The 20,050-nt window shown below is 48.6% G+C and carries 15 protein-coding genes; 13 read left to right on the plus strand and 2 right to left on the minus strand.

What is annotated here, in order from left to right:
- The first annotated feature begins 6 nt into the window (after window positions 1-6).
- From gpAD87_RS26695 to gpAD87_RS26745, 11 genes are all read left to right on the plus strand, one after another.
- Window positions 7-1,467 carry a spore germination protein gene (locus gpAD87_RS26695; protein ID WP_231952873.1) on the plus strand — a complete coding sequence of 487 codons (1,461 nt, stop codon included), beginning with the start codon at window positions 7-9 and terminating at the stop codon, window positions 1,465-1,467.
- Window positions 1,424-2,671: a Ger(x)C family spore germination protein gene (locus tag gpAD87_RS26700; protein WP_082935366.1), complete on the plus strand. Its 1,248-nt coding sequence runs from the start codon at window positions 1,424-1,426 to the stop codon at window positions 2,669-2,671. Before gpAD87_RS26695 ends, gpAD87_RS26700 begins: the two co-directional genes overlap by 44 nt.
- Window positions 2,664-2,885: a hypothetical protein gene (locus tag gpAD87_RS26705; RefSeq protein WP_064641822.1), complete on the plus strand. Its 222-nt coding sequence runs from the start codon at window positions 2,664-2,666 to the stop codon at window positions 2,883-2,885. Before gpAD87_RS26700 ends, gpAD87_RS26705 begins: the two co-directional genes overlap by 8 nt.
- A 47-nt stretch (window positions 2,886-2,932) precedes the next feature.
- Complete coding sequence (locus gpAD87_RS26710) at window positions 2,933-4,138, plus strand: GerAB/ArcD/ProY family transporter (RefSeq protein ID WP_064641823.1); 1,206 nt, start codon at window positions 2,933-2,935, stop codon at window positions 4,136-4,138.
- A 130-nt stretch (window positions 4,139-4,268) separates the two neighbouring features.
- Window positions 4,269-5,105 carry a uroporphyrinogen-III synthase gene (locus tag gpAD87_RS26715; protein WP_064641824.1) on the plus strand — a complete coding sequence of 279 codons (837 nt, stop codon included), beginning with the start codon at window positions 4,269-4,271 and terminating at the stop codon, window positions 5,103-5,105.
- Window positions 5,106-5,379: 274 nt separating this feature from the next.
- On the plus strand, window positions 5,380-6,102 hold the full coding sequence (locus tag gpAD87_RS26720; protein WP_231952874.1) for an SDR family oxidoreductase: 723 nt from the start codon (window positions 5,380-5,382) through the stop codon (window positions 6,100-6,102).
- Window positions 6,103-6,137: 35 nt separating this feature from the next.
- A complete protein-coding gene (locus gpAD87_RS26725) occupies window positions 6,138-6,776 on the plus strand; it encodes a ThuA domain-containing protein (RefSeq protein ID WP_064641825.1) in 639 nt (212 codons plus the stop codon).
- A 72-nt stretch (window positions 6,777-6,848) separates the two neighbouring features.
- Window positions 6,849-7,226, plus strand: a complete 378-nt coding sequence (locus gpAD87_RS26730; protein WP_053782782.1) for a phasin family protein — start codon at window positions 6,849-6,851, stop codon at window positions 7,224-7,226.
- Window positions 7,227-8,897: an ABC1 kinase family protein gene (locus gpAD87_RS26735; RefSeq protein WP_064641826.1), complete on the plus strand. Its 1,671-nt coding sequence runs from the start codon at window positions 7,227-7,229 to the stop codon at window positions 8,895-8,897.
- A gap of 549 nt (window positions 8,898-9,446) precedes the next feature.
- The gene (locus gpAD87_RS26740) at window positions 9,447-10,898 is read left to right on the plus strand and encodes a SulP family inorganic anion transporter (protein WP_064641827.1); all 1,452 of its coding nucleotides are present in this window, start codon (window positions 9,447-9,449) and stop codon (window positions 10,896-10,898) included.
- A gap of 564 nt (window positions 10,899-11,462) precedes the next feature.
- On the plus strand, window positions 11,463-13,022 hold the full coding sequence (locus gpAD87_RS26745; protein ID WP_064641828.1) for a DEAD/DEAH box helicase: 1,560 nt from the start codon (window positions 11,463-11,465) through the stop codon (window positions 13,020-13,022).
- A gap of 235 nt (window positions 13,023-13,257) precedes the next feature.
- Here gpAD87_RS26745 and gpAD87_RS26750 read toward each other — a convergent pair whose 3' ends face one another.
- Both gpAD87_RS26750 and gpAD87_RS32340 read right to left on the minus strand, forming a co-directional pair.
- Window positions 13,258-14,190, minus strand: a complete 933-nt coding sequence (locus tag gpAD87_RS26750) for a hypothetical protein (RefSeq protein WP_064641829.1) — start codon at window positions 14,188-14,190, stop codon at window positions 13,258-13,260.
- Window positions 14,191-14,192: 2 nt separating this feature from the next.
- Entirely contained in the window at window positions 14,193-14,336 is a 144-nt protein-coding gene (locus gpAD87_RS32340; protein WP_167434777.1) for a hypothetical protein, read from the minus strand.
- A gap of 289 nt (window positions 14,337-14,625) precedes the next feature.
- Between gpAD87_RS32340 and gpAD87_RS26755 the strand changes: the two genes are divergently transcribed.
- Together gpAD87_RS26755 and gpAD87_RS26760 are read left to right on the plus strand one after the other, a co-directional pair.
- On the plus strand, window positions 14,626-16,419 hold the full coding sequence (locus gpAD87_RS26755) for a vWA domain-containing protein (RefSeq protein ID WP_064641830.1): 1,794 nt from the start codon (window positions 14,626-14,628) through the stop codon (window positions 16,417-16,419).
- 241 nt (window positions 16,420-16,660) lie between these two features.
- Window positions 16,661-20,050, plus strand: coding sequence for a tubulin-like doman-containing protein (locus gpAD87_RS26760; RefSeq protein WP_064641831.1), 3,390 nt, complete (start codon window positions 16,661-16,663; stop codon window positions 20,048-20,050).

Consider the following 20,050-nt stretch of genomic DNA (forward strand, 5'->3'; position numbering starts at 1 on the left):
AGCCATATGTTGGCACTGGAAGACATTTTCTCGGATTGCTCGGATGTGATCTTCCGCAATGTCAAGATTTCACCTGAAGTGGAAGGACTGCTGGTGTACATCGAAGGCATCGTGAATTCGACGGATATTCAGGATCATATGCTCCGGCCTCTAATTCGTGGTCTGATCGAGCAACGCACCGATGAACCTGCAGCTCCTCTGGATGATACACGAATCGCCCTGACGCAGGTGAAGAAAGTGGATACCTGGGCAGACGCAGCGGATGGGGTGTTGGAATCCTCTGCACTTCTGTTGGTCAACGGAAGCAAGGAGGCTTGGCTATTCAACGTCAAGGGCGGCATGCGGCGCGGCGTCGAGGAACCCCAGACCGAGTCGGTTATCCGAGGACCACGCGAAGGCTTCACCGAGACATTACGCGTGAACACAGCTCTGCTTCGTTTCAAGCTGAAAACACCTGCACTTAAGATGTTAAGCATGACGATTGGGACCGAGACCAAAACCAATGTCGTATTGACCTACATCAGCGATATTGCTGATCCCAAGCTGATTAAGGATGTCAAAAAACGCCTCAACAAGATCAAAATCGATGGGATTCTTGAGTCTGGTTATATTGAGGAATTGATAGAAGATCATCCGTATTCCCCTTTTCCGCAGATGCATTATACCGAACGTCCGGATACAGTGGCGGGCAACTTGCTGGAAGGGCGATTTGCCATCTTTGTGGATGGTAGTCCGTTTGTCCTTATTGCCCCAGTAACCATGTGGCAGATGCTTCAGGCCAGTGAGGATTATTACGAACGGTTCTTTATCAGCAATCTGGTGCGGTGGATTCGGTTTTTGTTTGTAGCTATTGCTCTATTTCTGCCTGCACTCTATATCGCCATTACAACCTTCCATCAGGATATGTTGCCTACCACGCTGATTCTGAGTATTGCCGGGGCAAGAGAGGCCATTCCATTTCCTGCACTGGTTGAAGCCCTCATTATGGAGCTATCATTCGAGGCTTTGCGAGAAGCGGGGGTCAGGTTACCCAAAACGGTAGGTCAGGCCGTCAGTATTTTGGGGGCACTTGTGATTGGACAGGCAGCGGTTCAGGCGGGAATCGTCTCTGCTCCCATGGTTATTATCGTATCCATGACAGGCATTGCGTCTTTCACGATTCCTCGTTTTAACTTTGCCATTACGGTACGTTTACTGCGTTTTCCCATTATGCTGCTTGCCGGAGCGCTTGGTTTATACGGCATTGTAATCGGACTAGTGCTGATCTCGGTACATCTAACGCAAATGACCTCTTTTGGAGTACCTTATCTGTCAGGTCTCAGCCCCTATAGCAAGACGGATACCAAGGATATTGTTATTCGTACACCATGGTGGAAGATGATTCATCGTCCTTCAACGGTTCATCGTGACCAGCAGCGGATGAATGAAAAGATCAACGGTTCGCCTGAAGCAGAAGAAGGGTGGTGAGCACATGGTTCTCATCCGTAAACGACGGGCGGTAGCCATACTGCTCCTATGTACTATTTTCATATCAGGTTGCTGGGATCGGAAGGAGATTAATGATATCGCTTTTGTCATTGGTCTCGCCATCGACAAGGAAGAGGATAATTACAGAACCAGTCTGCAAATTGCCCTTCCCGGCCAGTCCGGTTCCTCTGGAAGTGAAGGTGGTGGTGGGGGCACAAGTGGCGACAAATCGTGGTTCATGTTATCCAATACAGCCAAAACCTTGCGCGGGACTTCTATTGAAGGCCAAAAGGCACTTTCCCGTGAGCTTTATTATGCACATCGACGTACCATGCTGATCGGAGAAGAGCTTGCACGTGAAGGCGTTGCTCCCATGCTGGACTTACTTACGCGTTACCCGCTTAACCGACTCTCTGCTCTACCAATTGTTACCAAAGGATCTGCTTACAAAGTGCTGGATACCGATGCGCCAATTGAAAAATTCCCTTCCGAAATGGTACGCGAGCTGTGTTTCCTGAATATGCGCAGACCACGTTCACTCAAGACATTTACGGATGCAATTCTTTCCGAAGGAGTAGATCCATTTCTACCAGTTGCTTCGACTGCTGATAATGTGCCGAGTAACTGGAAGGACGTTAAGACGAATATCAAGTTAGATGGGATCGCTATTTTCAAGAAGGACAAACTGGTAGGCATGATTGAGAAAGCTCCCGCTGATGCGCTTATTTTAGCCATGGGTGAAGCCAATGAGCCGGAAGTGATGGTAAAGGCTCCGCGTGGAAAAGGTGATGTGTTCATTAAACTAAACGAGAATAACTCATCCTTGCATCCTCATGTTGAAAACGGAAAAGTCACGGTGACGATCGAGTTGTATGCGAAGGGAGTCATGGTAGATAACGAATCCAATTATGGAGATTTGCGAGACCAGGAGATGCAGAGCCTTACTCAGGTCCTTCACCAGAAAATTGAAGATGACATTAAGGAAGGGGTTAGGTTGATTCAAAAACAATATCCTGCGGATATTTTGGGTCTGGGTCGTTCCATTCATCAGCAGCTTCCTCGGGAATGGAAAAAAATAAGGGATCGGTGGGATGATATCTATCCGGATGTAAAGGTCATTGTTGAACCACACATCATAATTGAAAATGTAGGGGTTATCAATAAACCGATTGGATTACAAGAGGAGGATATTGTCCATGATTAAGCCGCTGTTGTTCACTTATTTGGGTATGGTTATTGCCGTAATCATCATGGACTTCAAACATGTGAAGCAGGCAGCGGCCATTAATCGGTGGTTATCCTACGGACTAATCGCCATTAGCGCCGGGATTTGGTTCTATGTGACTAACTTGAGCAAAACCGTCTTTGTGTCGGCATGGCTTACCCAGTTAATTCAACGTTGGCTACCGTTACCGTAAGGCTTTTCAACGAATTTTGAAGCATTAAGACAGAAAGGAGGTATTCCATGAATCAAAAAGTGACCAATCGTCAGTTGGTGCTGCTCATCATGCTGCTCAGTATTACAGGCACGTTGATGCAGCCCCATGCACAAGCCATTTTTTATGCTGAACAGCACGCGTATTTATCTTATATCCCTGTGTTTCTTGTCATGGTGGTATCACTATGGATGTTAAGCCGTGTTCAGCGACGGTTCCCCGATCGGGATTTGTTTGAATCTCTAGTAGAGCGTTTTCCCTTTTTGGGTCGTGTGACAGGTGCGTTGTATATCCTGTTTTTTCTCTTTATTTTCGCCCGTGATATCCGGTTAATCGGTGACTATGTAAGCATTACCTTGCTGGAGACGACTCCCATTTCCATAATTGTATTGACCCTGCTGGTCATGGTTGTTTTTATCGTGAGGGGTGGGTTGGGGTCCTTAATAGGGATGTCCGAACTGTATGTTACTCTGTTTGTGCTGAATTCATTGATTTTGCCGTTTATGCTCATTCAGCAAATAAACATGGATAATCTCATGCCGTATTTTGACATCGATGTTGCTGGAGTTGGCAAGGGGAGTTGGTACATATTTTCCTTTTTTGGTGAGATGATTGCAATCCCCTTTGTAATCAAAGGCAGTGATTTTCGATTCAAGTCGGTTATGTGGGGGATTACGATCGCGGCCCTGTTAATGATGCTGATTGTCATCGAAACCATCTTGGCTGTGGGTGTACCCATTGCATCCAGACTGGTATATCCCTCCTATGAGCTTGCAAGGCAACTACAAATCAGTGATTTCCTTGATCGGTTTGACCTTGCACTAGCAGCGGTAACGCTACCTACGTTAATTACAAAGATCGCATTTGATCTGTATTTTGTCTGTTGGGGACTGAAACGAATGATTCCAAAAGTTTCGGGTAAAGTGATGACAGGACCCGTGGCTTTGGTTGGTTACGTGTGTAGTTTCTGGTTTTTCAAAAACGCGGTTCAGCTCTTTCGTTTTACACGAGAATGGACATGGATTGGGATTGTGTTCGAGATATTGTTTCCCATCATACTTTTCGTGTTCCTGCGTCCTCGCAAAAAAGGTGCGAAAAATCGCCGAGCAACGGATGACCAGAACCAAAAGCAGCAACCAAAAGAGGATAAACAAGGGAAAGCATCACAGGAACGAGATGAGCCTGACAAAAGTAAACGTGATGGACATCAGGGTGGAGAACTACAGCCTTCCTGATATATCCCATCAAAAATCGTTATAGATGAACCGCCGAAAAGAGGGGAAACTCGGTTTCCCTCCATAGAAGTACCCTGTATACTGTAGTCAGACTGATGACTTTCGGCTGAATTAACGGGGGGGAACATGGATGGCTCAACATTTGGCAGGTATACGCGTAGCATTGACAGGACCACGAAAATCCAAAGAGATGTCTTTGCTGGTTGAGAAAATGGGCGGGATTCCACTAGTCCGACCTGCACAGGGAACTGTTTTTCTGGACGATCGTAATATTCGAGATGGTCTGGTATCCTGGATATCCGACCCGCCAGACTGGACGGTATTAACCACGGGTATGGGATTGGACGCTATTTTTGATATGGCTGAGGATATGGAGATTGCTGATCAATTGCTGGACGTATTATCGGAATCCTTGATTGCAGCAAGAGGGTACAAAACAGTCAATGCACTCCGAAAACGTAAACTGACCCCGCTGGTGCGGGATGATGATGGCAGCACAGACGGGCTGATTCGTGAATTTGCGCCTCATGAACTTAAGGGACAGAAGGTCATGTTGCAACTGCATGGGGAAACTGCGCCCAAGTTGGTCGGGTGGCTGGAGGAACAAGGGGCTCAAGTACGTCAGGTGCTTCCTTATCGTCACGTCCCGCCCGAAGAGAGCGAACTGGAACAGTTGTTGAATGAAATTTTGCAGCATGAGGTGCATGCTGTCGCGTTTACAAGTGGGCCGCAAGTGCGGTTTTTGGTTGAATACGCGGCGTCAAAGGGCAAGCTCGAATCCATGCAGGAAGCCTTCCGGCAAGGCGTAGTGCCTGCTTCGGTGGGCAGGGTTACGGCAAACGCGATGCGTGAAGAAGGTATTGAGGCGCTCGTAGTCCCGGAGGATGAGAAGATGGGGGCACTAATCGTTGAACTGGGGCGTTATTACGCTGCCCGATCTGCGGACAAGGCTCAACTGCTGCAATAATATGTGATCCCGCCTGGAGTCATATTAAGCGTTGAATGAAACGCATTTAAGATGCCAAGTTGTTCCCGGTTCTGATCCGATATATGGATCAGAACTTTTTTTGTTGCTTGTCTCTGTGATCGGTTCATTTTCTATAAGCTGAATGAATCTGATTCAAGGGAATTCACCTGAGACTTTGGTCATGAAGTTAGTTGTACCCATTCAAAATTAAAGGTTTTTGGATAATAATGTGGAATGAATTAAAGACAGATTAAGCTTGTGGGGGAGGGACAGCATGATGAAAACCGTATGTGTAACCGGGGCGGCCCGGGGACTGGGGTTAGCTCTTACGGCACAAATGCTGAAGAGAGGTTATATCGTTTATGCGGCAGGGTTGGACATGGAAGAGTCAGAAGGAATTCGTCTTCTGACGGATGCCTATCCAAAACATTTACGCGTCATCGAACTGGACATTGCGGATGATCTGTCCGTAGCTTTGTTCACGGAGACACTTAAGCTGGATACAGAGCATTTGGATATGCTTATCAATAATGCGGCTATACTAGGAAGTATTACGGATCATATCCGCGGACCGTTAAATATGGCGGAGATGGCAGAAGTATTCAACGTAAATACCTTGGGGACATTACGTGTGACTCATGCCCTGTTGCCCCTCCTTCTTCAAGGGACAAACAAGCTGATCGTCGATATATCTTCGGAGGCAGGCAGTATTGAGCAGTGCAGCCGGGATGGATGGTTTGCCTATTGTATGTCCAAATCTGCGTTAAACATGCAGGCCCGTCTTGTGCATAATGGTCTGAAGAATGAGGGTGGGCAAGTGATGCTGATACATCCCGGTTGGGTACAGAGTTATATGAGCGGGGAATTGAATACCGATGCAGACCTTACGCCAGATCAATCGGCTCAGCATATCACAGCACTCATCGATCGCCATAAGGAGTTCATGGGCGATCAGCCCGCGTATGTAGATTACAAGGGCGATACCCTTCCTTGGTAATTCTGTTAGAGGTAATTTGAAAGGAGTTTTTATTGATGGATCATCGTAAAAAAGCGTTATTACTTGGTGATTATACTCATCCGGACTGGCATCCGCTGCAAGGTGTGGATGCGGAAATTAGTCGGATTTTTCACGATACTATGACTGTGCAGTGCAGTGAGAATCGCAACATGCTGCTGCAAGAAAATATAACCGGATTTGATGTGTGTATCTGTTACATGGATGATTGGAAGGGGAAAGTCTCTCCACAGCAGACAGCAGGCTTATTGTCCTATGTTAGTAATGGAGGTGGACTGGTCATTATACATAACGGAATTTCGCTCCAAAATCGTTATGAGCTGAAGCAGATGATCGGTGCCAAATTCCTGCATCATCCACCTTATGCCCCACTAGAGTTCACAGTAACGGCAGAGAGCCATCCAGTGACGGAAGGCATTTCCCGATTTACGATGGAGGAAGAGCCTTATCAGTTCGAGTTCGGTTCATTTGCCGAAACGAAAATTCTGCTGGAGTATCAATCCGAAGAAGGGCCGAAGCCCGCAGCTTGGGCGCATAGATATGGTCTTGGACGCATTGTTTACTTGATGCCAGGACATCATGTACCATCTTTTGCCCATGAAACCTATCGTCAGTTAATTCTGCAGGCAGGAAAATGGGCTGCGCGCTACGTATAGCCGTACCGTTTCTTTTGTGAGCAGCTGATTAGGGGTATACTATAGAGATCAACGAAGAGGAGGATGACAAGAATGAGCGATTTGTTCAAAAAGGCAATCTCGTTAGGGCTCGGTCTTACTGTTGTAAGTAAGGAGAAAATTGAGAAAACCGTGGATGATCTGGTCAAGCGCGGGGAACTGGCGCCTGGTGAATCCAAAGCGTTGGTTGAACGCCTGATGGAACGGGGCGATGAAGAGCAGGGCCAGTTCAAAAGAATGATTCACGAACAGGTCAAGCGCGTCCTTCAGGAAGTGGGCGTTCCATCCGAGAGTGATGTAACCAGTTTGGAACAGCGTGTTGCCGTCCTTGAGAAAAAGCTTGCGGAACTGGGTCACACACCACAGCTTCAACCTGATGTATCCCCAGCTCCACTTGAAGTTCCTCCTCTCAAAGGAAACGAGATCGAGTAGATGGCTGTGCGAATCAAACATGTCGGCAGATACCGGGAAATTGCCATGGCGCTGGTGCGTCATGGCTTCGGTTATATGGTCGAGGAGCTGGGTTTGTTCCAGCTGCTGGCCATCCCCCGGCGGTGGATGTCGCGTGAAGCCCACACGACCAAGACGCTGAGTGAACGCATACGACTCGTGCTGCAGGAGCTGGGGCCGGCTTTCGTTAAGCTGGGGCAACTGGCAAGCACAAGGGCAGACTTGTTGCCCGAGTCTGTGATCCGGGAATTGGTGAAGCTGCAGGATCAGGTCCCGCCGTTTTCCTCGGAGACGGCACGGGGTATTTTGGAACAGGAATTGGATACACCGCTGGAGGAGATCTTTTCCCGGTTCGAGGATACCCCTGTGGCTGCGGCTAGTATTGGACAGGTGCATCTGGGTAAACTCCGAAGCGGTGAGGCCGTAGCTATTAAGATTCAGCGGCCCGGCATATCGCGTATCGTTCAGCGCGATCTAGATATTTTACGAGAATTGACAGCGATGGCGGAGAAACGCTGGGATTGGGTGAAGCAATATCAGATCCCGCAAATGGTAGAAGAGTACGCTCAGGCATTGATGGCCGAGCTGGATTATACCGTCGAGGGTCGTAATACGGAAAAGATTGCACAGCAATATCAGCAGGATAGCAAAGTGAAAATACCACTGATCTATTGGGATCAAACTTCTTCTCGTGTGCTCACCATGGAGTACATCGAAGGCATCAAGCTCAATGACCGTGACGAGTTGATTAAACGTGGGCATGATCTGAATAACATTGCGCAGCGACTGGTGGATTCGTTGTTGAATCAGATCTTCATTCATGGATTCTTTCATGCCGATCCACATCCGGGTAATCTGATGGTTCTGAAGGATGGCAGGCTTGCCTTTATTGACTTTGGCATGGTAGGCAGTCTGAGTGATGAGATGAAGCAGCACCTGGCTTCGCTCATTATTGGATTGATGCGCAAAGATACGGACAGCATGATCCGTGCGATTGAGAAGCTGGGTATGATGCCGGATGATATGGATCTGCGAGGGCTTCATAGCGATCTGGACAAGCTGCGCAGCAAATACTACGATATTCCCTTTTCCAAAATCAGTGTGGGTCAAGCATTGAATGATCTGTTCGGCGTGGCTCAGCGACATCGGGTTGTGATGCCTGCCGACATTCTGCTGTTAGGGAAATCGCTGCTCACGATGGAAGGTGTCATCGAACATCTCGATCCTTCCTTGAGTATCGTGGATATGGCAGAACCATTTGGTCGAAAGCTGATCAAGGAACGCTTCAATCCTGGGAGGATCAAGAATCGTCTGTTCCGCAGTGCTGCGGATATGGCCGAAAGTGTCATGGGTCTGCCAGGGCAGTTAAGGCAATTGTCTTCTATTATTAGCAAAGGTAAGCTGAGGTTGGAGATCAGTGTCCCCGAACTGGATGCGCTCATGCGCAGAATGGACCAGATCAGTAATCGGCTGTCTTTTAGTATTGTACTGCTCGCATTTTGTATCATTATGGTTGGATTGATCATCGGTTCTTCGATCAGTCATCAATCAACCATGCTGTGGGATATTCCGGTCATTGAGATCGGTTTTCTGGTAGCCATTCTGATGGTGGCCTTCCTGCTTTATTCGATATTTAAATCGGGGAGATTTTAAGTATAGACGTAATCAAGAGAGTCGTTAACGCTTCCTGTCAGGGGAGCATTAGCGGCTTTTTTTGTTTGGGCATGGACAGGTAATATTTAAACAAGATAAACAGAGCATAACTGAGATATTTTATATAAATACGAGATAATACAAGATAATATACCAATTACGGATACATACTCTGTTCGTGTAGAAGAGACACTGGGACTATAATAATAGGTCAGTACATTAACGGACCCGGTTTTTCTGAGAGGGGAAAACCTAGAGAACTTGTGATTGGCTCACGATGCCTCGAAAGCAAGACACCTGAATGTTGTAGTGGAAATAAGAGGTGCACACTGGAACGGATGAGACATGTTCAGACATGGTATCGGATAACTTATTCGGATCATGGGCAATCCAACATGTTTTCAACTTATATAGACACATTTTTGCGGGAGGGTATTCCGCTGTTTTGTGTTGTTTGTTGTAGTTGCTCAGTGACGAACCATTCCATTGCCGTTCAGGAGATAAGTCAAATTTGAGTTTAAATACGTAGGAGGACCGGCAAAGGACGATATGAATACTTTAAAACAACAATGGTTTGGTAACATTCGCGGGGACGTGCTAGCAGGTATTACGGTAGCGCTGGCGCTTATTCCGGAAGCCATTGCCTTCTCGATCATTGCGGGTGTCGATCCGATGGTGGGATTGTATGCTTCAATTACGATTGCCATCGTGATCTCGATTGCGGGCGGAAGACCGGGCATGATCTCGGCAGCAACGGGCGCTATGGCGGTACTGATGGTGGGACTTGTCAAGGATTATGGCGTGGAATATCTGTTTGCCGCTACAATTCTGACAGGTATAATCCAGTTTATTCTGGGAATTTTCAAGGTTGGTCGGTTTATCACATTTGTGCCTCATTCGGTACTGACCGGGTTTGTGAACGCACTGGCGATTCTCATCTTTATGGCTCAACTAACCCATTTCACAGGTGCGAACTGGATCATGTATGCGATGGTAGCGGGTACGCTTGCGATCATTTATATTTTGCCACGGTTTTTCAAAAGTGTTCCGGCTCCACTGATTGCCATTGTGATCATGACGATCATTACGGCGCTATTAAATCTGGACGTCAAAACGGTAGGAGATATGGGGAATCTCACGAGTACCCTGCCTATGTTCCATCTGCCGAATATCGACTGGTCTCTCAATACGCTAATGATCCTTCTGCCTTATTCGTTCACGATGGCTCTGGTAGGTTTGCTGGAATCTTTGCTGACTGCAACGATTGTGGATGAAATGACCGATACCAAGAGCAGCAAAAACCGTGAAGTACGTGGTCAGGGGATTGCCAACTTTGTTAATGGCCTTTTCGGTGGCATGGGTGGCTGCGCGATGATTGGACAGTCGGTTATTAATGTGAAATCTGGTGGTCGAGGTCGATTATCCACATTTACGGCTGGCGCTTTTCTGGCCATATTGTTGTTATTGCTTAGCGGTGTGGTGAAAGAGGTGCCAATGGGCGCGCTCGTAGGTGTGATGTTTATGGTGTGCATCGGTACGTTTGACTGGAGTTCCATCAAGAACGTTGCGCGTGTGCCACGTGCGGAAGCCTTTGTTATGGTAGTCACAGTTGCTATTGTAGTGTATACCCACGATCTGTCTATTGGTGTGATGGTCGGCGTTGTTCTTAGTGTGCTTCATTTTGGTTGGAAACAGACCAAGATTCGTGTGCAGGCAAATGAGGAGCAGGGGCAGAAGGTGTACCGTGTCCACGGACCGTTCTTCTTCGGTTCATCTTCCCGCTTCGTCGATGAGTTCAATGCTGAGGCTGATCCGCAGGAAATCACAATTGATTTTGGTGGCTCACATATTTGGGATAACACGGCGGTTGTTGCCATTGGTAAAGTTAAATTCAAATATGCCAAGCTGGGCAAAACGGTACATCTGCGCGGACTGAACGAGGAAAGCTCTCGTTTGCTTGAAAAAAGTGGATTTGCCACGGTGCAAGGGCACAGTTCGTAATTTAATAGGGCTGGGCTATAGTTGAATCCAAATGAGTAACATTGATAGATGATAAAAGGTGCTGTCCTGTAAGTCATGATGGATCATGACAGGGATGGCCCTTTTTTGTTATAGGGTATAATTAGTTGAGGTCTAAGGACCCCTAACAAGTCCTATTGCCTGTAATTTCAAGCTTCCGATATTCTAACGAACCGTAGGCGATTTAAATGCCCGCTATCTGTATTTTTTCGCTAAATCTAGCCGGAATAGCAGGGCTGAAGTTCGTTACAATTCCTTAGAGTGTCATGATTGCGGTATAAGGTCTGTATGATTCGTTAACGCTTTAAACACAACGATCCGGGACATTTGTGGACAAATGCAGGAAAGTAACGCCCGATCCCCTTTTGTTTTGCTTGACTAACGTGTAAACTACAGGGTATGGAGAAGAAGAGCAACGGACCGATTGCTTTTTAAAAAATTCATTTCATAATCATGATTGATATACGGAAAACTAGTCTTGATTGAAGCCAAGTGAAAGCAATTATGAAATGGACTTATCTAAATGAATATACAGAGGTGTAACGATTGGCAAACTTTGAACAACTGGGCATTCGCCCGGAATGGTGCGAGATCCTGAAACATCAGGGTATCGCCGTGCCGACTCCGGTACAGGAGCGTTCGATTCCGGTATTGCTGGGTGGGCGCGATATTATTGCTGAGGCACAGACGGGAACAGGGAAAACGCTGGCTTTTTTGCTGCCGATTATTCAGAAAATTAACGTATCCGACCGCTCGCCGCAAGCACTGATTATTGCCCCTACGCGGGAGCTGGCGCTGCAAATTACGGAAGAAGCGAAGAAGCTGACTGCAAACGACGATAAGTTGCATGTTCTCGCGGTATACGGCGGACAAGATGTGGACAAACAGCTGCGCAAACTGCAAAACGGCACACAGATCGTGATTGGTACGCCGGGACGTCTCCTGGACCATCTGCGTCGTGGCACGTTGAAGCTGGATAATGTTAAAAAACTCGTATTAGATGAAGCCGACCAAATGCTGCACATGGGCTTTCTGGATGATGTTGAGACCATTCTTAGTGAACTGCCACACAAACGTCAGACGATGCTGTTCTCGGCAACGATGCCGAAAGGCATTCGCAACCTGGCGAAGAACTACATGAAAGACCCGGAGGATGTGAAGGTATCCTCCAAGTCCGTGATTCCGATCAATCAGATTCGCCAGCAGGTGCTGGAGTGCACGGATCGTGGCAAACTTGAGGCACTTCGCGGCATGATTGATACGTATCGCCCGTACCTGGCGATTGTTTTCTGCCGGACCAAGCGCCGTGCATCCAAGCTGAATGAGGATCTGCGTGAAGCAGGTTATGCGAGCGATGAACTTCATGGTGATTTGTCTCAATCCAAGCGTGAGAACGTAATGAAAGCATTCCGCGATGCGAAATTGCAAATCCTCGTTGCTACGGATGTTGCCGCACGCGGACTGGATGTTGAAGGCGTAACGCATGTATTTAACTACGATATGCCGCATGATGCGGAAAGCTATATCCACCGGATCGGCCGTACGGGTCGTGCTGGCGGCACGGGCCTTGCCGTGACATTTGCAACACAGCACGACAGACCGGAGCTTGCTCGTATTGAGGAAGGCACCAATCAGAAGCTGTCCCGTATCCAGTGGACAAGTGAAGGTCCGGTAGCATCAACTGGAGCAAATAGACGTTCCATCAACAGTCAGGGTGATGAAGAACGTTCTGGAGGACGCTCCGCTGGGACAGGCAGTGCCCGTCGCGGCGCAGGTCGTACCGGCCGCAGCGAAGGCGGACGTGGCGGTCGTGGTGGTTCCCGTGGCGGCGAAGGTGGACGCAGCGGTGGTCGTAGTGGCGGCCGCAGTGGCGACGAGCGCAGCGCAGGCCGTGGTTCCGCGCGCAGCAGCGACAGCAGTCGCGGTGCAGCGGGCCAAGGCGGGCGTGGTGCAGGTCGCAGCGGCGATGAGCGCAGCAGTGGCTGGGGCGGCCGTAGCGCCGACAAACGCAGCTCCGGGCGCAGCAGTGAAGGTTCACGCCGACCGGACTCCGCAGGACGTGGGCCAGCCAAGAGCGACCGCCGCGATTCTCGTCGTGGGCGGTAATAACGATAAAACCTATGGTAAGTAATTTGGAAGAATGCCATACATTTTCCAAATATCAAAACACCTCATCCTAGACCTAAGGATGGGGTGTTTTTTCGTCGAAGCTTATATGATAAAAACGATACAATGTCACGCGTGAATCCAGTACGCATGCAGGGGTAAACGAAGTTTGGTTCGTCTATATACAGGGATTGAGTTTGCACTAATTTACATTTCGAGTCCATATACATCAGCTCTATACACGAACATCTGCGTACGAATCCCGATATTTCTCGTTATACACCCGACCAACCGACTCCGCCAGACCACCGCGTGCCTTACCAGGATACAGCTCCAGAGTTCGATAGAGCCGCATAAACCGATCTTTGGGCATAAAGCGGGCGTAGCGGGTAATAAGACTTGGGAACGACTCAATATATTTACTTTTGCGTACAGCAGCGGCGGCTACAGCCGTCAGAATCTGGATCCCGTTGTGCAGCTGCAAAATATTCACTTCGTACGTGGCGATATAACGGATCGCATCTTCACGGACCAATTCGGGCTTCAGTCGTGCGATTTCACCGATATATTCAGCGAGCAGCCGCTCGAAGCTGCGTAGCAGCAGAGGTTTGAGCTGCAGGTCCATATCACTGCGCAGCACGAAGGATTGCAGCAGCGCAACCTGCTGCAGACGAATCCGGTCGTTATAGACGAGTGAACCGATCTCCCTGAGCATTTCATAGGCTAACGCTTCATCCTGTTTGCGCGCTTCTGCGACAAGAGCCCAATTCCGGTTAATGCCTTGGCGTATCGCTTCCTCATCCAGACGCAGCATGCGTTTAAGTTCGCGCTGCTGTTCGACCTGGAAGGATCTCTTTTGCATGAAGATCAATCCAGCCAGAAGCAGCAGGGAGACGCTGGCCGCCGCCATCGTTTGGTCTATGGTTCCACCAAAATAGGTGGCCGCTGCACCAAGGATTACCGTAATAAACAGGTCGCGTGCAATACGACGTTTGACGCGGGAAGAGGCGCGTTCTTCCACTGTGGCAAGGGTGCCGCGTCCACAGGCAGTGCAGTGATCCTCCCACAGGCAGGTATACTGACCGCACCGCTTACAGACACGCAACTTTTGAAACGCATGCGTCGTTCTTATAAATGGTCTGATGGATACAACTTGTTTATTGCTCATGCTCAATCACGCTCGCCATTCAGAATAGTGTAGAGGGTTCGATCTGCATCTTCCCGGGAAACGGGTTTGCGCCGATGAAGCAGGAACGCAATCACCTTTATAATGACAAAAAGAAACAATATGGCGAGGCATCCGTATGTAACCATAATCCGTTCCTTTCTAGGCATAGTTAAAATATGCGTAGTTATAATGTTTACTGATCAAGCGTCGTTATATTGCAGTTTGCTGGCAATAACTATATCATATTTCCATAGTTGGAACTTTTGTGCCAGCTACTGACATGAATTCGTCGATTTTTGTCAGTCATTACAAAACTGTAACTGAAGATAGGGGTGCTTTTCAGAATTTATTAGTAGACTGTTAAGATTTCCTTAAGGCTTGACGCCTATAATAAACTATTCCCATTTTAATCTCAAACGTGAAGGAGTACACCCAATGCTGCGGACAAGCAAAATACGCTGGCTCAGCGGAACTCTGGTTCTGCTGGCATTTCTAACGCTGCTGCTACCTCAGGCGTTGCTGCCACATGCTGCAGCGGCTCAGGCACAGACAAGCGGAATCGATGCGGTACTTGTAGCCGATGTAAGTAATTCAATGAATACAAGTGACCGTGACAAGATCAGCAATGAAGCCATGAAAATGTTTATTGATATGCTGCCGGTCCAGGGGGACAAGGTAGGGATTGTCGCTTACACCGATCAGGTGGAGCGGGAAAAGGCATTGCTGGAGATTCAGTCCGATGCGGACAAGAGCAGCCTGAAAGATTTTATTGATCAGCTCGGCCGAGGGCCATATACCGATATCTCTGTCGGAGTGGCTGAAGCGGTGAATGTGCTGAACCATGGGGCAGACGCATCTCACTCGCCAATGATCGTGCTGCTGGCTGATGGCAACAACGATTTTAACAAAACCAAAGGTCGCACCCAGTCTCAATCCGATGCGGATCTGGCAAAGGCCGTCAAGGAAGCACAGGATCAGGGGATTCCCGTCTATACGATTGGACTGAACGCAGACGGCAAACTGAACAAGGACGCACTTGCAGATCTGGCTCAGCAGACCGGAGGCAAGTCTTTTATCACAGATACACCGGATGATCTGCCACAGATTCTGAGTGAGATTTTCGCCGATCATGCCAAACTGAATGTCGTGAAGCTGCCCTCCATTACAGGAAACGGCAGTTATCAGGAAGTTACCGTGAACGTACCGAACGACAGTGTACTTGAAGCCAACATTTCGATCATGTCTTCAAAACAAGTCCAGATTGAATTGACCGATCCTTCGGGCAAGGCCGTAGATCTAAACTCTGACGCAGCCAAGCTTTCCACTTCCAAGAGTTATTCCTTGGTGAAGCTGCTCAAGCCTCAGGAAGGCGACTGGAAACTTCGGGTAAAAGGGGCTCCGAAAGACAGCATCGATATCAACCTGTTGTTCAACTATGATCTCCAGCTCGTTGTGGACCCAATTAAGACCAAGTCCTATACGAAGGGCGACAAAGTCGATCTGACCGCCAAGCTGGAGAATGGAGGGCAGCCGCTGCAGGATAATGATCTGTATGCCGATATGAAGGCGACGTTGGTCGTAAACGATCAGGATACAGGCAAAAGCACAGAACAGCCGCTCGAAAACACGGGCTCCGGGTTCGCCGGAACGTTCGAAGTGCCGGACAAACATAACTACGAGCTTGTTATCCGTGCAGAAGAAGACAGCTTCTACCGGGAAAGTGCTCCAATTACGATCAATGCGGGCGGAGCAGCCGGTAGCGGAACTCAGCCAACGACACCTGCGGGCGAGCAGGACAAGCCGTTTCCATGGATGTCTGTTATTTTGGGCGTGATCGCCTTGATCGTTGTAGCTGTGGGTGTCTGGTTCCTGCTAGGCTGGCTGAAACGCAAAAACCGTGGATTTGTCGGACAGATGGTTATCGAAATTCGCGATGAGAATACCGGGGACAAGTCGTACCCGCAATATAAAAAGTTGGCATCCTTCCGGGGCAGATTCCATCTGCACCAGCTGTTACAGCTGGACCCTGAATTGAAGGAAACCGAGAAATATGTATTTACACCCAGCAATGGGGATCGAATTATAATCCGCAACACCGCAGGCGGAACGCTGGAGAAATCCGGCCGTGCTGTTGATGCAAGCTCAGGCGTTGAACTGAAGAACGGTGACCGACTGAGCATCCCGCTGCAACAGGCGGACAAGACGATTTTGATCGAGTATTTGGTGTGAAGGATTAATTGGTATAGAAGGAATGCAAATTTAGGTTGGGTATAATTGTTTACACGAGAACGGAGAGGACAGAGAAAACCTGAAGAAGCGAAGCGTGCGCCTTTATCCTCAGATTTTTCCCTTTAGAAAAGGGAATCAAAAAAATCTGGGGGTAACAGCGATCGGAAGGTTACTCTGTCATCGGAGTGGCAAGTGTAATGAGTTTGTAGCCCAACTGTTCTAACTAAAGGGAGGACAACGAATGAAACCGATTGTTAGAGAACATATTCAGCAACTGGATGTATCGCTTGGCGGAGGGATTGTCAGTGAGAAAATCAGAGTCGATACGATTGATAACCCGATTCTGATTATCGGTCTTGGAGGAACAGGTATTGATGCGCTGTTGCGTCTTAAATACCAGATTAACCGACGTTTCAAGTTGCCACAGGACCCGGTATCCAAGAAAAAAATGGACAAACCGTCCAACGTGGAGTTTCTTGCTTTTGAAACGAACGAACAGGATCGCGCCAAGAAGTATAAAGGCATCGGGCTCGATCCAATTAATGAATTTGTACTGTTGTCCAATGCCGAGATTGGTGGATTGCTTCAGAACCGCAGCGTATTGGAACCGTATATTACGGACTGGCTGTCTCCGGAGCTGAGCATCACCGATGGCATGAACGGCGCCGCAGGGGTGCGTCAGGCTGGACGCCTGCTGCTTTTCACCAAAATTAACCAGGTCGTGCAGGCGATCGACAAAAAGATCAAAACATTATCTGTAGGCACCAACAAAAAACTGATGGTGTTCCTGCTGACCGGTCTTTCCGGTGGTACGGGAAGTGGATGCTTCCTCGATATCTCCTATATCGTGCGCGGGATTATCGAACGTGATCACGGCTCTGCCGGGATTGACCGCGTGAATACGCTTGGATATCTGTTCACCCCAGACGTGAACCTGTCCAACAAAAGCTTGAGTGAACACACTCGTGAGTACATCCGCAAGAATGGATACGCTGCGCTCAAGGAATTGGATTATTGGATGAACGTGGACAGCCGGGGTGAGCGTTTCTCCCAGAAATACGGCAACATTCTGACGGTGAATTCTCCGCTGCCACCGTTCAACCTGTGTCATCTGATTTCCGCTACCAACACGGAAGGCAAACTGCTGGAGAATGCTTATGATTACTGCATGAACGTCACCGCCGAGAATATCACCAACTTTATGGCGAGTGAGGAAAAGCAATCCGGCGAGGAGTTTGCCATCCACGATTATATTAGCAACATTCGTACGAACATTGCACAGATGAACAAAGCCTATCCGGCCAACTATGATTACAACATTATCGGTGCATCCTCGGCGGTACTTCCTATTGAAGAAATGACAACCTATCTGGCTTACCGCATGTTCGACAAAATGAACACCATGTTCTCCAAAGCACCGAACCAGGAGGATACCGAGAAGTTTGCCCGCAAGCTGGGCATTGATCTCGAAAGTGTGGTCAAGTCCTTTGAAGCCCGTGTGCCGGAGCCGCTGCCAGGTTATCAGAACAGTGAGCGTCTGTCCTATAGCAATGTGGTGAAATCACAGGTCGTGAACATGGACACCGAACTGGAGCAGAACTTCCTGGCTCGTGCCCGTGAAGAATATATCAAGGCGAAGAAGCAGCTGCCGGGAGAGATTGCGGGTCAGTTCACCGAACAGATCCGGCGTATGTTTTTGCATCCCGAACAGGGTCCGTTCTATGTCTCCCGTCTGATCTACACAGAAAAAGGCTTCTGTGTACTGAAGATGATTCAGTCGTACATTGAAACCCTGCGTGAGAATGCCTTCCGCATTCCGCGTGACATTGAGGCTGCTCAGGAGCAGTCCGAAGAGAAGCTGGGCGATGCGAAGAGTGCGTTCGTCTCCAAAGAGAAGAAGAAGAATGCTTATATTGAGGCGAAAATTCATGAGTACTGGCTGCACGCCGATGTGGAACGCAATGATCAGATGATTGAGTTCTACGAAGACCTGTACGAATTGCTGAACCAGGAGAACAGCCGCATTTATAACGTATTTACTGAAACGCTGAACGCACTCAGCTCGATCTTCTCCAAAAACGGGGATATCCTGACACGCGGCGAAGAACAGTCCGATCACAAAGGCAACAAAACGTATTACTGGAACGTTGTAAGTGTGCCGGATATCGTCAGTGTGGTGGATGGACTGCTGGACAAGCGCGATACGGATGATCTGATCCGTGACTTCTCGCGTGAATTGCTGGAGAACTCTAGCCAGTGGGTGAAAGAAAACGAGATCGATATCGTCAGCTCCATCTCTGATTTCTTGACTGAGAAGTTCGGAGATCTGATTACCCGCTCAATGGAGGACTTCCTGGTTATCAAATATGGACAGGACGAGTCGGTCGAGAAATTCGTGGAACGCTTCATTGCAGGCAAACTGGATGATGAGGCAGTTCCGGTGTTCAATCTGAGCAACAGCACAGGCAGTCTGCATTTCCCATCATGGGGATTCGTATCGGTGCCAGCACAGGCGCCGGGCATTCTGAGAGGGATTCGCAATTATCAGAACAATGCGGTGGGCAAATCTCATTTTACCGTTAAGGAAAGTGAAGTGCGCAACCGGATCTTCTGGCTGAACACTCGCAACGGGGTACCACTGTTTGTGTACACACCACTCAAAGTATATGAGGAAAGTTATGAACGTACCATTTTGGACAAAGAAGGTATCGGACGCCATCTGGTGCAAACCGAAAAGAATAACTGGACCTATCTGCCATCGCCAATTCCGGAAAAGTCATGGGGAGATGTGTACGAGAACGCCCGGGTCAAGCAGTACAATGCCCGTGTACGTACCGAATTCGAGCAGGCGCTCGGATACAACATTGTGACAGCCAAATCCATTGATGAGAATACAAGCAACCGCTATGCAATTGTGACAACGGAACCGTTTGACTTGTCTGCTAAGCTGGGTGCCTACGACATGCGCCTCACGTCCACCACGCCGAACCTGGGTGAAGTGAAGCGGGCAGTTATTGAATTGAAACGCCTGCAATCCGAAGGATTGCCACGGGTGTCGGTGAAGGACATTTTCGGAAGTATTAATGAAGATATGGCCAAAGAAAACCTGGTGCGTTCCCCGCAGCTGATCGCACGGGTACGTGAAGAACTGGCGAAGATGAACGCTATCTCAGCCAAAGTCGCCGAGCTGGAAGGCATTCTCGCCCAGCATCAGGACGAGGAGCAGTGGTATGACCGCTTCATCGAAGCACTATACACCGATACCATCGTGAAGAAAGGCGCGCTGTACGTCTATGACCGTGATCCGGAAGAAGACGCGTGGGAGCCGTTTGCGAACCTGATGAAGAGCCGTAACTTTGCCGAATATGAAGTGTTTGGCAACTTCCGTGGACTCGCAGAGAAGGATCGCAGCACATTGCTGCGCAAAGCTTCCCGCCGTGATAACGACCTGACCGCTTCTGAAGATATCACGCCACTGCTTACGAAGTTGGATGATCTGGCTGCATTGTTCATGGAATCCCGTGATCGTCTGGAATACGAGCGAGTAGAACTGGCGAACGGGGAAGACATCTACCAGTTCTACAGAACGATGTCATCGAAACTGAATGACATTCGCAGAAGGCTGAAGTAA

The organism is Paenibacillus sp. AD87 (assembly GCF_001659845.1).
GTDB lineage: Bacteria > Bacillota > Bacilli > Paenibacillales > Paenibacillaceae > Paenibacillus > Paenibacillus marchantiae.